The following is a 15,003-nucleotide window of genomic DNA, read 5'->3' on the forward strand; positions in this document are numbered from 1 at the left end:
CAACATAATAGAGAGTAAATATGTCAGATAAATCACAATTAACTTCATTGCAAACTGAAGTAGCACAAATGCTAAATAAAGAACAAATTGATGCAGATACCCCTTTAGGTGAGTTAGGTGTTGATTCACTAAATGTTGTTGAAGTTATTTTAATCTGTGAGCAAATATATACCGATGTCAGTGATCCTGAAGCACTTATTTTTGATGAGTTTACCACTTTACGTGATATGGATGCTCAGCTGTTAGAAGCATCAGATAATTTCGTATAACTACCAAAGGAATTTAAAATGAAAAAAATCTTCAGCTTTATAATCACAAGCTTAGTAATTGGTAATATTATTTCTTGGTCTATGGGGTCTTGGCCGATTGAATTTAAACATCAAGCTTATACAGAGCAACAACGCTCAAGTATCAAGTCCCTAAAGCAAGAATTAGTAGATAATGCTGGAGATATTTCATTACTGGTGGAATTAGGCGCTATTTACTCTATGCACAATGATATTGAATTAGCTGATGAATATTTATCGCAAGCAAATAATATGTCGCCTAATAATGCTTTAGTGATGGCTTGGTATAATGCCAATGCTGCAAAGTTATCAGGCGCATCTTTTGATTTCACTATGGGTTTTTATAAACTTTATTCTTTGAACAAAGTATTAGGAAACATAAGTAAAGCCGTTGATTTAGCACCAAATGATCTAACCATAAGATTAGTCCGCTTAGCTACTTTTGCTAATGTTGGACAAATAAATCCAAATTTTGACTTAGTCTTCAATGACGAAACCTGGTTTAAAACACTTTTAAAACGCACACCTAATGAAATCCCAGAGCAGCTAAAGGGGCAATTTTACATCGCAATGGCACAAGCTTATTTCTTCAAAGGCGATACATTATCGGCTGACAAAGTACAAAGTTATCTAGATTTATATCAAGCAATAAACACTAAAATGCCATCCGATTTAAACCAATATCAAAGCCTAGAATTACAATTTACAGAGCAAAATCGAGGTGAGTTATGGTAGTTGTCGCGCTTGAAAATATTAGTCGACATTTTATGCTCGGAAAAAACAAAGTACATGCATTAAAAAATATAAATTTAACCATAAGCAAAGGCGAATTCTTAGTATTAAAAGGCACAAGTGGTAGCGGTAAAAGTACATTATTAAACATAATTGGTGCAATGGATGAAGCCAATACTGGTGACGTGATCATCGCAAATAAAAGCTTAAATAAACTATCTGATAATAAAAAGTCTCACATTAGAAAACAACATATTGGTTTTATATTTCAGTCATTTAATTTATTGCCTGTATTAACAGCACTTGAAAATGTGCAATACCCTTTGTCGTTGCAAGGAGTTAAAAATACAAAAAATAAAGCTATTGCAGCATTAACTCGAGTTGGTTTAGCTGATTTTATGCATCACAAACCTAATCAACTATCTGGTGGTCAAATGCAACGGGTTGCGATTGCGCGCGCTTTAGTCACTGAGCCAGATATTATATTAGCCGATGAACCAACTGCAAATTTAGATTCAAATACAGCAGCTTCCATTATGGAACTAATGAAACAACTTAATAAACAGGGGATCACCTTTGTTTTTGCTACTCACCATGACTACGTCCTTTCTCAAGCATCTCGCATTATTGAACTGAAAGACGGTGAAATTATTAACGATAAACAAAGGGCTGCAGCATGAAATCAACACTAGGTATTATTTTACTCAGCTTAATGATTACGGGCTGCTCTGAATCAAATTCTGTAAATGAAATCATAGAACAACCGATTTTAAATCTCGCAAAAGTTAACAATAGCCAAGCACAATATATTCCACCGACATTTATTGGTAGTAATGTAAATGAACAAAAAGAATTGCTAGCTCATTTAACAGCTCAAACGCAGATATCAGATGTGCAACTGAGACAAAAAACGTTAATTGAATTAGCCTTGTTTTCGAGTGATAAAAATCAATCACTCGCTAAATTAGAAACAATTAATCATTCACTTGAAGCATTATCGAAAGCCCAGCCAAACGATTTTGAAATTATGGCAGCCTATGGCAACGCGCTAAGTTATCAAGCTGTTTTTCTTCAACATAACTTGGGACAAATGAACTTTGTTTCACGTAAAGGCATGAGGTTAATGGACCGAGCAATTAAACAAGCTCCCCATAACTTAGGAGCCAGATTATTACGTGGTGTGAGTTATGCCAATATGCCTAGTTTTTTAAATCGGGCTAAATTTGCAGTAGCCGATTTATCACTTATTAAACAGCATTCTCAGTCAGAGCCAACAAGTGAGTTTTTATCCTTTGTTGATTATTACTTAGCGATGGCTTTTGCTAAAAATGATCAACCACAACAAGCTAAAGCACTTTGGCAATCATTAAAAAGTAATGCGTCACCTAATTGGCAATCTAAAGCAACTGAGCGTCTAGAGGAAGCTGAATAATGGGGTTTAGATATAAAATTGCATTACTTAATGTGTTACGCAACCGACGTAGAAGTATTATTACTTTATTGTCAATCCAAGTAGCGGTAATAAGTTTAGTGCTGTTTGGTGGCTTTGTTGCTTCTATGTATGACGGTATGCGAGAAAATATGATCCGCTCGCAACTTGGACATATACAAATATATAAACAAGGTTTTAACCAATATGGTCATATTGAGCCTGAAAAATACTTATTAACCCAACATGATGTGAAAAAGATCAGCAAATTAGTTGAATCCCAACCAGGTGTTGAGCTTATTACCCCTAGGCTTAATTTTTCTGGTTTATTAACCAATTCAAACCAGTCTATCGCTGTAGTCGGTAGTGGCATCAATTCTGATAAAGAATCTTTGTTAAGCTCAGCAATTACCATCACACAAGGTGAAGATTTATTTAGCCAAGATATTGATGGCGCTTTATTGGGCCAAGGATTATTTAATGCGCTTAATACACAAGTAGGTGATTATCTAACCCTATTAGGCTCAACAACAGATGGCGCAGTGAATGCCGTAGATATAAAAGTAATAGGTGCGATTAATACTGGCGTAAGAGATGTTGATAATCGATTAATCCGTGTCAACTTACCTCATGCACAAGATCTTCAATTTACCCAAGGTGTCAGTCGATTAGTCGTTTTACTTTCTGATACTGAACAAACGCCACTTATGCTAGATAAATTAACACAATTATTTGAACAAAATGGGCTCATAGTTGAAACCAAGACTTGGTTTGAACTTGCAGATTATTACCATGAAGTTATTAATTTATTTAATGGTGTTTTTGGCTTTATTAAAGTGATCGTTTTATTTATTGCCGCATTAAGTATCGCAAATACTATGATGATGGCAGTAATGGAACGTACACCAGAAATAGGCTCTATTCGTGCATTGGGAGCAACACAATATGAAGTCATGATGCTATTTATTACAGAGGCATGTTATTTAGGGTTAATAGGCAGTGTTATCGGCCTGTTATTAGCTATTTTATTTGCTAATGGAATTACATCAGCCCAATTTATTATGCCTACACCACCGGGTAGTAGTCAAAGCTACCCTATTCGCATATTTATCTCTTGGCCAATACTTTGGCAAACAGCAATAACAGGCACTTTAGTGGCTATTTTTGCCAGTATTTACCCCGCTTTTAAAGCATCTCGCTTACAAATAAATCAAGCGATGCGTTCAGCTTAAAAGGAATAAACATGAATAAACACCTACTCATAATTGCACTATATTTTATTTTATCCGCAACTGCTGATAACGCTAACAGCGAACAAGTAAATGATGATTTATCACCCAAAAAAAATTATAGCGCAAGCCAATTAATACAAATTATTGACTCATATAGAGGTCTAAATAGCGAAGGTTTTAGCTTTGACATCACCAATGTAAGCTATAAAGAAAATAGAGATAGCCGAACTAATCAACTATCAGTAGATGTGAAACAGGATAGTTCGTTAGTTAAGTTTCAATCACCTGCCAGACAACAAGGTCGTATACTATTAAAAAAACACAGCGACATGTGGTTATATATACCAGGTACGCGTAAGGTTATTAGAATATCTCCAGCACAAAGGTTACTAGGAGAAACCAGTAATGCCGATGTCACTGGCAGTAATTTTAGCCGAGATTATACTGGCGAAATCATACCCCAAGATAACCCCGAGCAAATACAATTAGAGCTCAGAGCTAAAAAAAGTAATATGAGTTATCAAAAAGTCACATTCTGGTTGCAAAACCAAGCGCCTTTTAAACCGATTAAAAGTGAATATTATGCCCGTTCAGGTAAATTACTTAAAACTGCGCAATATAAAGCATTTAAAGAATTTAATGGTGAGCTAAAAGTACACAAAATGTTGTTATCAGACCCTTTAATTGCCGGTAGCTATACTTGGATGTTGTTTGATAATTACCGCAGCAGTGAATTACCTGATGCGCTATTTAATAAAGAAGCGATTGTAAGCTTATGAGCAAGAATAATTTATACCTTTGCTGTAGCTTAGTTTACTTAAGTTTTTTTAGCCTTCAATCATGGGCAAAAAATACAATACCTGATGACCCTTTTACAGAGAGTAAGAAAGTAACACCAAAGCAATATGAGCATAAGACTCGAATACAAACTTATGTTCAAAATAACAAAATCAATGAAGAACAAAGTTTTAACCCTGGTTTAGTTAACTTTGAACAAAACAAACAACTTGCAGTAATTGATTGGCAAGTTAAAACCCAATGGCAAAGTAATTTTCAAGCCAGAGCCCGTACCATAGCGCAATATCAACATACTAATAATCAAAGTGAAACTGATACCACAGTATTAGAAGCCTATATTAATTGGACTAGCGACGATTATGCATGGCAATGGCAATTAGGGCGAATAAAAACCCAATGGAGTACAGGATTTAATTGGAATTTAACCAACTTATTAAAACCTGACAGAGACCGCCCTTATATAGATTTAGATGACCTAAACCAGCAAAAAGGCTGGGATATGGCCACTATAAAATTCAATCAAAACAACTGGTTTTATCAATTAGTCATCGCAGATTATATCACTAAAGCTAAAAATCATAAGCAACAATATATTGCCCGTTTAGGCTTTCAAGGTAGCCATGACTTTTCGTTATTATTACATAAACAACCCAATCAAAATCTCAATTATGCTGCCAGTTATAATAAATTAATAACCGACGATATGACGATGCGATTTGAATGGAGTTTGTTGCATCAAAGAGACCAAGAAACACAAATATTACTGAGTGAAAATAACTTAGTCCAAAATGATGCTAAACAATGGCAAAAGTTTTTGATAGGTGCCGGCTATACATTAGATTCAGGCCATAATTTCAGATTAGAATATTTAAATACTAAACACGGATTTACCCGTGACGAATGGTCTGAAATATCAACTAAAAGTACAACGGCTTATCAAAATGTGATTAACAACCAAGCGAGTGCGCAAGATTATAATTACTTAACGACCTCATTAAATAGTTTAAGTCAGGGGCAATTGAGGCAGAATTATCTGTATTTAATGTATGCTACGCCAATTTCTAATGCGCTTTGGCAGTATAGGCAAAGTATGCAATTCAATCTTAATGATAACAGCCAATTACATCGCCTTGAGCTACTCAAATCATGGAACAATCACCTTACCAGTCGATTGCAATTTGAATTATTCAATGGCTGTAAGAATTGTGAATATGGTTTAAACCCTAATCAGCACAGTATGCGACTAGTATTTAACTGGGCATTTTAAAACAATAATAAGAGTTAAACATGACATCAAATAATGCTTTTCGCGTTGATTTACGCGACCACATGTTTTTACTGTGGCAACAATTTAAAGTACAAAAACACATTCTGGATTCAGATATATACCCTGAATTCGATCAAGATTTCTGCAATTATTTAATAGAACACGCCCATACATTTTGTTATCAAAAGTTGGGCCCTTTGTATCAATCATCTGATAGAGATGGCTGTAAATTAATGTCAGATGGCAAAGTACAACTCCCCAAAGGTTTTGAAACGCTATGGGATGACTATATATCGGCGCAATGGGGCCGTTTAGGCGCACCTGAAGAATATAACGGCTTAGGTGCTCCTTACATTCTAGCGCAAATAATAAATGAACTATTTATGGGTGCAAACCCTGCGTTTATGATTTATTCAGGGTTTTGTAGTCCTGCATTATATTTAATTGATAAATTTGGCAACCAACAGCTTAAAGACATATTTTGCGACAAACTTGCAGCTAATGAATGGGGAGCCTGTTTATGCATGACAGAACCTGATGCTGGAAGCGATGTTGGTAATTGCAGAACAAAAGCAATTAAACAGTCAGACGGTCGCTACCAAATCACCGGAGAAAAAATATTTATCTCTGCAGGCATGCACCAATTAACTAAAAACATAGCATATATTGTACTTGCCCGAGTTGAAGGCGCACGAACAGGTACTGTTGGTTTATCCTGTTTTGTTGTACCAAAAATAGATTTAGAACAGCAAAGTAATGGCGTAAAATGTTTACGATTAGAAAATAAAATGGGCCTTAATGGCTGTGCCACCAGCCACTTAACTTTTGGTGCCGAATCACCCTGTTATGGATATTTATTAGGAGAGAGAGAAAACGTTGGCCTACGCCAGTTAATGACCATGATGAATCTCGCTCGCATCGCAACGGGCATATATGCATTAGGAATGGCATCAAGTGCTTATTTAAATGCAGCCGAATATGCAAAAGAACGTATTCAAGGGACTGATTTTAAACAGTCATTTAATCCAAAAGCGAAACGCGTACCAATTATCGCCCATGTCGATGTAAAACGTATGCTGCTTGAAATGAAAAGTAAGGTAGAAGGCTGTCGCGCTTTAATCGTTAAGCTATGCTTTCATCAAAGCATGACAACTAATATTGAAATTAAACAGAAAAATGGTTTGTTAACAACTGAGCAAAGTGAAACCCAATTATATCAGCACCAATCATTAGTAAACTTACTGACTCCTATAGTTAAAGCCTATACCTCAGATCAAGCATTTAGAATAACCGAATTGGCTATTCAGGTTTATGGCGGTCATGGCTATATTAAAGATCACCCTGTTGAACAATATGCCAGAGATATTAAAGTGCTCTCTTTATGGGAGGGCACTAATTTTGTGCAATCAGCTGATTTATTTAGAGATAAACTGGCTATGGGTCGTCACTCAAAACTATTAGCTTTATTTGAGCAAAACGTAATGGCATTTATCGAGCAAAACAAATATATCCCACAGTTTGAAAAATCGATAAACATGTTAGAGAAAGCGCTGTACAGTTTAACTGATACACATAAATTAATGGGAAGTTGGATCAAAGTACAAAAAATGGAACTGATTTTTGCAGTATCAACCCGCTTTTTACAAATGATGGCCGAAGTCACCGTATCTTGGTTATTACTTGATGGCGCTATTACTGCCCACAACGCCATGCTCGCTGATATTAGCCAAAGTGAATCTGAGTTCTACCAAGGTAAAATCACTTCAGCACAATTTTATATTAATAATATTTTACCTAATGTATTTAGCACAGCTGACATCATTGCACTCGAAGATGAAAGTGCGGTAAATGCAGATATTACAACTTTTTTACCTTAAATATTTAATGGCATTGGTGGATTAACTGTCACCAATGTCATTATTTTTACTAATTTTCAGTACCGTTACTGGTACGAGAGGCTAGGTTAACGAAGACACTCGCGAGATTACAGCTGAAATGGGTGTAGTTGGTAAAGTATGGTTCAGCCCAAGTGTAAAACAAAACTTCATCGTGAAAAAACTATGGGGAATATTTGAAAGCAGCGGTCGCCCCTTTCCATCTAAAAAATCGCAAGCTATTACTATCACAACAAGTTTAGTTAAAGAACCTGAGCAACCTATATTTCCACTGGTCAAAGGACAAAGCCAGGATTTTGATATTCCTGATTTTGCAAAGCATGAAGACGAAGCTTGGTCTGTAGGTCACTTAAAAGTTCAAATTGGCTCAATTATCAAAACTGGTTACCCAGAAGTTGATAGATTTAACCAATTCATTATTGATGTTTTTAATTTAGGCTCTGGCAATATGCTACAAAAGGAAAATGTCCTTTCGTGGAATGTATGGTTTACCGCCCCTCAACTAGTTGATCAAGATGAATGGGCACGACATGCTTGGGTATGGCGCGAATCAATCAATGCAGATCATGGCTCACCTGAAGGAGAAGGCACGAGTGCAAAATACTATGATGGCACACCTTTTAAACCTGACTTTGATGCAATCAAAAAGCAAGAAGAAAGTAAGATCTTTGATTTATTGAAGCAAGAAGAAAGCAAAGAAAAAGACGAGATATTGTCGTTTATAAAAAGTAAGCTTTAGTCATTAGATGGCATTTGTAAACAGGACACAATCTAACTCTCCTTGTGGCCTGATTTATTTGGGACTTTTGACAGGATCTTTAAAAGAAGTGGCGGTGAGAGTGGGAGTCGAACCCACGATACGTTTCCGTATACACGCTTTCCAGGCGTGCTCCTTCGGCCACTCGGACATCTCACCGCATTATTTTTGCTTAACAGGTTAATCGATACGCATAGTAGGGAAAATTACGTTCTTTCGCAAGAAAAAAACGATCTGTTTTGTTTAAGTGAACATATATTAAGCGTATTTGTATGCGAAATTTATTATATTTCGTTAAGTGTTATTGAGATTATGATAAAAAGGGGTTTATTTCGGTAGGTAATACCTTTACTCAAAAAGCATAGCCATTTGAGTAAAGCTACTTTTAAAAATCTGACAGGCTATTTTTTCAAGCTTGCAGAGAAATCTAACATGCGATTAAGTGACTTAAGTGCACCTTCTCTTAATGTCATATCTACAAATACTTCTTTATCAGCTGGTTCGATTAAAGCTTCTTCAATCGCTTTTAAGCCATTCATTGCCATCCAAGGACAATTAGCACAACTTTTACAAGTAGCGCCTTCACCGGCTGTAGGAGCTGCAAAGAACTCCTTATCAGGACATAGCTGCTGCATTTTATAAAAAATACCGCGATCTGTCGCTACAATAAACATTTTATTGTCCATTGTTTGTGCTGCTTTAATTAATTGACTAGTTGAACCAACTGCATCGGCTAATTCAACAATTTCAGCAGGTGACTCAGGGTGAACTAATACAGCCGATTCAGGATAAAGTGCTTTCATATCCTTTAGTGCTTTTGTTTTAAATTCATCATGAACAATACAAGCACCATCCCACATGATCATGTCAGCGCCAGTTTTTGTTTGAATGTATGAACCTAAATGTTTGTCTGGTCCCCAGATTATTTTTTCACCTTGCTCATCAAGGTGCTCAACAATCTCAAGTGCACAAGAAGAGGTAACAATCCAATCAGCTCGCGCTTTAACTGCTGTAGAGGTATTTGCGTATACAACAACTTTACGATCAGGGTGCTGATCACAAAATGCTGAAAACTCATCAATTGGACAACCGACATCTAAAGAACAGGTTGCTGCTAATGTTGGCATTACAACTGTTTTTTGTGGCGTTAAAATCTTTGATGTTTCACCCATAAAACGTACACCGGCAACAACAACTGTTGTAGCAGGATGTGTTTTACCAAAACGCGCCATCTCTAATGAGTCAGCAACACAACCACCGGTTTCTTCTGCTAATGCTTGAATTTCAGGGTCGGTATAATAATGCGCAACTAAAACCGCATTTTTTTCGATTAATAGTTGTTTAATTCTTGCTTTGTAGTCTGACTTTTCTGTTTCAGATAAAGGGGCTGGCTTTGGAGGAAAGATGTATCCCTCAGGCATATAATTTTCAGCTAAATTCATTTTCTCGACCAATTATCTTCACTATTAAAATTGTTGTAATGACGGCTACATTAAAGTGAAAATAATACTATTTAAAATTGTGCCGAATTATACGAAATATTAAGCTGAAATGACAGTACTAGGATATTAAATAAAATAAGAAGATATATGAATTTGATATTAAAGATGTTGTTTTAGAATGGTGGGTCATGATGGACTTGAACCATCGACCAATGGATTAAAAGTCCACTGCTCTACCAACTGAGCTAATGACCCATTCTGGAGATATTTGCATTGACCTGCCGGTGTGCCATTCAAGAGAATGGTGGGTCATGATGGACTTGAACCATCGACCAATGGATTAAAAGTCCACTGCTCTACCAACTGAGCTAATGACCCGCTCTATTTGCATTAACCTGCCGGTGTGCCACTCAAAAGAATGGTGGGTCATGATGGACTTGAACCATCGACCAATGGATTAAAAGTCCACTGCTCTACCAACTGAGCTAATGACCCGCTCTATTTGCATTGACCTGCCGGTTTGTAAGACTGAAGTCTCACCTACATTCTTAAATTAAATAAGAATGGTGGGTCATGATGGACTTGAACCATCGACCAATGGATTAAAAGTCCACTGCTCTACCAACTGAGCTAATGACCCGCTCTATTTGCATTGACCTGCCGGTTTGTAAGACTGAAGTCTCACCTACATTCTTAAATTAAATAAGAATGGTGGGTCATGATGGACTTGAACCATCGACCAATGGATTAAAAGTCCACTGCTCTACCAACTGAGCTAATGACCCGCTCTATTTGCATTGACCTGCCGGTTTGTAAGACTGAAGTCTCACCTACATTCTTAAATTAAATAAGAATGGTGGGTCATGATGGACTTGAACCATCGACCAATGGATTAAAAGTCCACTGCTCTACCAACTGAGCTAATGACCCGCTCTCTTTGCATTAACCTGCCGGTGTGCCATTCAAAAGAATGGTGGGTCATGATGGACTTGAACCATCGACCAATGGATTAAAAGTCCACTGCTCTACCAACTGAGCTAATGACCCGCTCTATTTGCATTAACCTGCCGGTGTGCCATTCAAAAGAATGGTGGGTCATGATGGACTTGAACCATCGACCAATGGATTAAAAGTCCACTGCTCTACCAACTGAGCTAATGACCCGCTCTATTTGCATTAACCTGCCGGTTTGTAAGACTGAAGTCTCACCTACATTCTTAAATTAAATAAGAATGGTGGGTCATGATGGACTTGAACCATCGACCAATGGATTAAAAGTCCACTGCTCTACCAACTGAGCTAATGACCCGTTCTATTATAAAGATTACGCTCTACTTTATAATTCGCATTTCGAAAGTTTTTTACAATCCTCTCTGGCTGCGGGCGCTTATAATACTTATTTACACACTGAGTGCAACTTAAAAAACTATATTTATGAAGTTTTTTATCTGTTTGATTGATTTTAGACCGCTTTTAGCAAAAAGCAGTCTAAAAACAATTCATTCTCTCACATTTAAAATTTAGATAATCGATCTGTTGCTAATTTAGCTGCTGTCGAATCTGGATATTGAGATATTAAATCTTGTAAAATTTGTTTCGCTTTTACAATTAAATTTTGTTTTTGATAAACCGTACCTAATTTAAGCATAGCATCAGCACGTTTATTTGAATCAGGATAACCCGTTACAACAGATTCAAAATGAGTTTGCGCTTGTGTTGTTTCACTTTTCATCATCAACAATTGCCCTAACCAGTAATGTGCATTAGGTACATAAACCGACTCAGGAAAACTCGTTAAAAATGCTTGGAATTCTGGCACAGCTTGATCATAACGTTTATCTTTCATAATAAGCTGAACAGCACGATCATAAGCTTCATTCTCAGACAGATCATTACTAATAGATACAACTGGAGTATTTGTACTTTCAGCTACTACAGGTGCAGGTTGTGCATAAGCTTCTGAGACACGGTCTTCAATTTCTTGATAAAGCTCGCGTTGTCGCTGTAGCATTTTTTCTATTTTATGACCTTGCTCTTCAGTCGTACCACGAAGTTGATTTACTTCATCTTGTAAAACTTCGATTTGTTGTTGCAGTTCTACTTGTAACAAATTTCGCGTTTTGATCATATTCTCTAAAGCAGATAGTCTTGACTCCACTTTGCTAGAACTACTATTTAAAGCAACATCTGAAACAGGAGCGGGAGCAGCCATTACCTGGGTGCTCCCGCTCAGAATCATAGCTGCCAAAATTAATTTTGGCTTCATAATTTCTTTTCTACTTTAAATTAGTATACAAGCACTGCACGACGGTTTTTAGCAAAAGCAGCTTCGTCACGAGTTTTAACCATCGGCTTTTCTTCACCGTAACTTACTAGTGAGATTTGACCTTCTGAAACACCTAAACTTTGAAGGTATTTAGAAACAGCTTGAGCACGACGCTCACCTAGCGCGATATTGTACTCTGGCGTGCCACGCTCATCAGCATGACCTTCGATCAGTACTTTAACTGAACCATTATTAACTAAGAAATCAGCATGTGCTTGCAGTAACTCAGCATATTGACCGCTTACACGCGCTTTATCGAAGTCAAAATAAATAACTTGCTCTTGACGCAGTGCATCATACTTTTCACGAAGTTTTTCTTCAGCTGACTTTTCACGAGAAATAGTCTCAACTTGAACAGTTTCATTTTTTTGCTGTTCAAGTTGATTTGTTTGGCTTTGATTTGCTGCACCTTCATCTATATCTGAAGATGAGCTACATGCTGTTAATGTCATTACTGGCACAGCAATAAGCAGGCCTTTAAATATTTTGTTAAGTTGCATCGAGTAGATCCCTATTGCTAAAAGTGAAATCAAAATTCGTTAATTATAAAAATGGCGACCAAGCTGGGGCTTTCACCTGTCCTTGTGCGACAGGAAGACGTGCTTTAAAGCGACCGTCCATCGATACCAAAGCTAATACCTGCTTATTATTATGTAACGTACTATAAATTATCATCGAGCCATTTGGTGCTATGCTCGGTGATTCATCCAAACGCGTTCTTGTTAATACTTGAAAGTCGCCTGAACTAAGTTCTTTTTTTGCGATATGATAACGACCTAAGGTACGATTTACCATAACCAATTCTTTTCCATCTGGTGAAATTGAGCCTGCCAGATTCATATTTCCGTCAAAAGTAAGTCGACGAGTTTTTCCAGTCGTTAAATTTACGCTATAAATCTGAGCATTACCACCCCTTTCAGACGTAAATATGATCTCATTACCATTTGGATGCCAACTTGGCTCTGTATCAATACTTCTATGGCGCGTAATGCGACGTTCAGTGCGTGTTTTTAAATCTAAAACATAAACTTCCGTAGCACCTTTTTTATCTTTTGATAATACTATCGCAAGCTTAGTGCCATCAGGTGAAAACCTTGGTGCGCCATTTATGCCTTTGTAAGAAGTAACAAGTTCACGCTTACCAGTATAGATATCTTGAATATAAATTTGGCTTTGACGGTTTTCAAATGTCACATAAGCAAGTTTTGTAGCATCTGGTGACCATGTAGGCGACATTAATGGTTCTTTAGAGCGCAGTAAAACTTGCTCATTTTGACCGTCGTAATCAGCAACTACTAATTGATAAGGTCTCTCTTGTTCATCACGTACTACAACGTATGCAACTTTAGTTAAAAAGGCACCACGTTCACCAGTTAACGCTTCATAAACAACGTCACTGATACGATGTCCGTAACGGCGAAATCTATCTTCAGTTATCACAGTTTGTCTGGCATCAAGTACATGATCCTGATTATTCATTAACTTACCATTTGCCAACATTTGCGTTTGACCGCCAGTTATTTGACCACGATAAATATCGATTAATTCATAGCTAATTAAATATCTACCACCGGTTTGTTGCGTTACTTTACCAACTACAATCGCTTCAACTTTTTCTGCAGCCCAAGCACTGTAATCAACCTCAGTATCTTGAGAAGGTTTTTGTGGCATATTAATCGTTGCAATAGGGTTGAATTTACCGCTACGACGTAAATCAGAGGCAATCACATCCGATATTCTTGAGGGGAGTTCACCTACACCTTCATATTTAAAAGGTACTATGCCTATTGGCCGGGCACCATTAATACCATCGGTGATCACTATTTCAAGTACAGCATAACTATTGGTACTTATTGCACCAATTGACAACATAAATGTAACTAAAACTAAGCTTTTAAGCCGATTTAACATGGGAGCCCTTAAAAATCAGGTTTAAACGTAAAATTAATATTTTTTAGCTGTTCATATACAGCTCTATCTTTTGAAACCGGTAATGTATCAGCCATACGTATCGAACGTAAAGCAGCTTCACATACAAGTTTATCACCGCCAAGTGAAACTGCTTTGGTTACCAGACCGTTAAAAGCAAGTCTAATGTTCAATCGACACTGCTTTCCTTTCATTTTTTCATCTTTTAAGAAGTTTTGCTGTATACGCCCCATAATCATGGCTTTATACTTTTCTACTTCTGTTAATACTTGTTTCTGCTTCGCTTTTGCGCGAATAGCTTGTTCTTGTGCCATTTGCTCTTGTAGCATTTGTTCGGCAAGTGCTTTTTGACGAGCAGCTTCTGCTTTACGTTTTTCTTCAATTGCTTTTTGCTTTCGCGCCTTTTGCGCATCGGCAAGTGCTTTTTCTTCTTTCTTGCGTTTATTGGCCGCTGCTTTGGCTGCCTTTTCTGCTTTTTCTTTATTAGCTTTGGCTTTTGCTGCTTTATCTTGCTCAACTTTTTGCTTTGCTTTTGCTGATTTAGCTGCGGCTTCTGCTTTTTTCTTTTCTCTTTCTTTTGCTTGTCTTTGTTGCTCTAATTTTTTGATTCTGCGGGCTTCTGACTGACGTTGTTTTTTTGCTTCATTGGCACGTTTTTCTAGATTCTTGATGCGTTGCTCTTCTTGGCGTTTTTTATTTGCATCATCTTTTTTTAATTCTTTTATGCGTTTGTCTACAGCACTTTGATCGACTGAAATAGCTTCAATAGCATTCTCTTGATTTAAATTTACTTGCATTACTTCTGGCGTATCATCTTGGAATGATACGCTGACAACTAAGCCTATAGCCAAAACACAATGTAATGCCGATGATTTTAATAAAGAAGGTAAAATTTCGTTAAATGTCACT

14 protein-coding genes and 10 tRNA genes are annotated in these 15,003 nt (G+C 36.9%); 9 read left to right on the forward strand and 15 right to left on the reverse strand.

What is annotated here, in order from left to right; all coding sequences use genetic code 11:
• The first annotated feature begins 20 nt into the window (after positions 1 to 20).
• The 9 genes from PSA_RS14630 to PSA_RS14670 all read left to right on the forward strand — a co-directional run bounded on the left by PSA_RS14630 (position 21) and on the right by PSA_RS14670 (position 8,379).
• A complete protein-coding gene (locus PSA_RS14630) occupies positions 21 to 269 on the forward strand; it encodes an acyl carrier protein (RefSeq protein WP_042142386.1) in 249 nt (82 codons plus the stop codon).
• A gap of 18 nt (positions 270 to 287) precedes the next feature.
• Positions 288 to 1,022, forward strand: coding sequence for a hypothetical protein (locus tag PSA_RS14635; protein ID WP_042142388.1), 735 nt, complete (start codon positions 288 to 290; stop codon positions 1,020 to 1,022).
• Complete coding sequence (locus PSA_RS14640) at positions 1,016 to 1,699, forward strand: ABC transporter ATP-binding protein (protein WP_042142390.1); 684 nt, start codon at positions 1,016 to 1,018, stop codon at positions 1,697 to 1,699. Before PSA_RS14635 ends, PSA_RS14640 begins: the two co-directional genes overlap by 7 nt.
• On the forward strand, positions 1,696 to 2,451 hold the full coding sequence (locus PSA_RS14645; protein WP_042142392.1) for a hypothetical protein: 756 nt from the start codon (positions 1,696 to 1,698) through the stop codon (positions 2,449 to 2,451). The genes PSA_RS14640 and PSA_RS14645 overlap by 4 nt, the downstream gene beginning before the upstream one ends.
• Entirely contained in the window at positions 2,451 to 3,680 is a 1,230-nt protein-coding gene (locus tag PSA_RS14650; protein WP_042142394.1) for an FtsX-like permease family protein, read from the forward strand. Before PSA_RS14645 ends, PSA_RS14650 begins: the two co-directional genes overlap by 1 nt.
• An 11-nt stretch (positions 3,681 to 3,691) precedes the next feature.
• Positions 3,692 to 4,459 carry an outer membrane lipoprotein-sorting protein gene (locus PSA_RS14655; protein ID WP_082305738.1) on the forward strand — a complete coding sequence of 256 codons (768 nt, stop codon included), beginning with the start codon at positions 3,692 to 3,694 and terminating at the stop codon, positions 4,457 to 4,459.
• Positions 4,456 to 5,745 (forward strand): hypothetical protein, encoded by a 1,290-nt coding sequence (locus PSA_RS14660; RefSeq protein ID WP_042142396.1) that lies wholly within the window; start codon positions 4,456 to 4,458, stop codon positions 5,743 to 5,745. The genes PSA_RS14655 and PSA_RS14660 overlap by 4 nt, the downstream gene beginning before the upstream one ends.
• A 20-nt stretch (positions 5,746 to 5,765) precedes the next feature.
• Complete coding sequence (locus PSA_RS14665) at positions 5,766 to 7,622, forward strand: acyl-CoA dehydrogenase (protein ID WP_042142398.1); 1,857 nt, start codon at positions 5,766 to 5,768, stop codon at positions 7,620 to 7,622.
• Between the two features lie 118 nt (positions 7,623 to 7,740).
• Positions 7,741 to 8,379, forward strand: coding sequence for a hypothetical protein (locus PSA_RS14670; protein ID WP_052379798.1), 639 nt, complete (start codon positions 7,741 to 7,743; stop codon positions 8,377 to 8,379).
• Positions 8,380 to 8,468: 89 nt separating this feature from the next.
• Here PSA_RS14670 and PSA_RS14675 read toward each other — a convergent pair.
• From PSA_RS14675 to tolA, 15 genes are all read right to left on the reverse strand, one after another.
• Positions 8,469 to 8,556: transfer RNA gene (locus PSA_RS14675), tRNA-Ser, on the reverse strand.
• Between the two features lie 242 nt (positions 8,557 to 8,798).
• A complete protein-coding gene (gene nadA, locus PSA_RS14680) occupies positions 8,799 to 9,839 on the reverse strand; it encodes a quinolinate synthase NadA (protein ID WP_042142400.1) in 1,041 nt (346 codons plus the stop codon).
• Between the two features lie 179 nt (positions 9,840 to 10,018).
• Positions 10,019 to 10,094 (reverse strand) — tRNA-Lys (locus tag PSA_RS14685).
• Between the two features lie 47 nt (positions 10,095 to 10,141).
• Positions 10,142 to 10,217, reverse strand: a tRNA-Lys gene (locus PSA_RS14690).
• A 41-nt stretch (positions 10,218 to 10,258) separates the two neighbouring features.
• Positions 10,259 to 10,334: transfer RNA gene (locus PSA_RS14695), tRNA-Lys, on the reverse strand.
• A 69-nt stretch (positions 10,335 to 10,403) separates the two neighbouring features.
• Positions 10,404 to 10,479 (reverse strand) — tRNA-Lys (locus PSA_RS14700).
• A gap of 69 nt (positions 10,480 to 10,548) precedes the next feature.
• Positions 10,549 to 10,624, reverse strand: a tRNA-Lys gene (locus PSA_RS14705).
• Between the two features lie 69 nt (positions 10,625 to 10,693).
• Positions 10,694 to 10,769 (reverse strand) — tRNA-Lys (locus PSA_RS14710).
• Between the two features lie 41 nt (positions 10,770 to 10,810).
• Positions 10,811 to 10,886: transfer RNA gene (locus PSA_RS14715), tRNA-Lys, on the reverse strand.
• A 41-nt stretch (positions 10,887 to 10,927) separates the two neighbouring features.
• Positions 10,928 to 11,003, reverse strand: a tRNA-Lys gene (locus tag PSA_RS14720).
• Positions 11,004 to 11,072: 69 nt separating this feature from the next.
• Positions 11,073 to 11,148 (reverse strand) — tRNA-Lys (locus PSA_RS14725).
• Between the two features lie 204 nt (positions 11,149 to 11,352).
• The gene (ybgF, locus tag PSA_RS14730; protein WP_042142418.1) at positions 11,353 to 12,105 is read right to left on the reverse strand and encodes a tol-pal system protein YbgF; all 753 of its coding nucleotides are present in this window, start codon (positions 12,103 to 12,105) and stop codon (positions 11,353 to 11,355) included.
• Between the two features lie 20 nt (positions 12,106 to 12,125).
• Positions 12,126 to 12,665 (reverse strand): peptidoglycan-associated lipoprotein Pal, encoded by a 540-nt coding sequence (gene pal, locus PSA_RS14735; RefSeq protein WP_042142420.1) that lies wholly within the window; start codon positions 12,663 to 12,665, stop codon positions 12,126 to 12,128.
• Between the two features lie 43 nt (positions 12,666 to 12,708).
• Complete coding sequence (gene tolB, locus PSA_RS14740; RefSeq protein WP_371257862.1) at positions 12,709 to 14,037, reverse strand: Tol-Pal system beta propeller repeat protein TolB; 1,329 nt, start codon at positions 14,035 to 14,037, stop codon at positions 12,709 to 12,711.
• A 47-nt stretch (positions 14,038 to 14,084) separates the two neighbouring features.
• Positions 14,085 to 14,987, reverse strand: coding sequence for a cell envelope integrity protein TolA (gene tolA, locus PSA_RS14745; RefSeq protein ID WP_127924054.1), 903 nt, complete (start codon positions 14,985 to 14,987; stop codon positions 14,085 to 14,087).
• Positions 14,988 to 15,003: the final 16 nt, after the last annotated feature.

The sequence above is a fragment of the Pseudoalteromonas sp. '520P1 No. 423' genome, assembly GCF_001269985.1.
Taxonomy (GTDB): Bacteria; Pseudomonadota; Gammaproteobacteria; order Enterobacterales; family Alteromonadaceae; genus Pseudoalteromonas.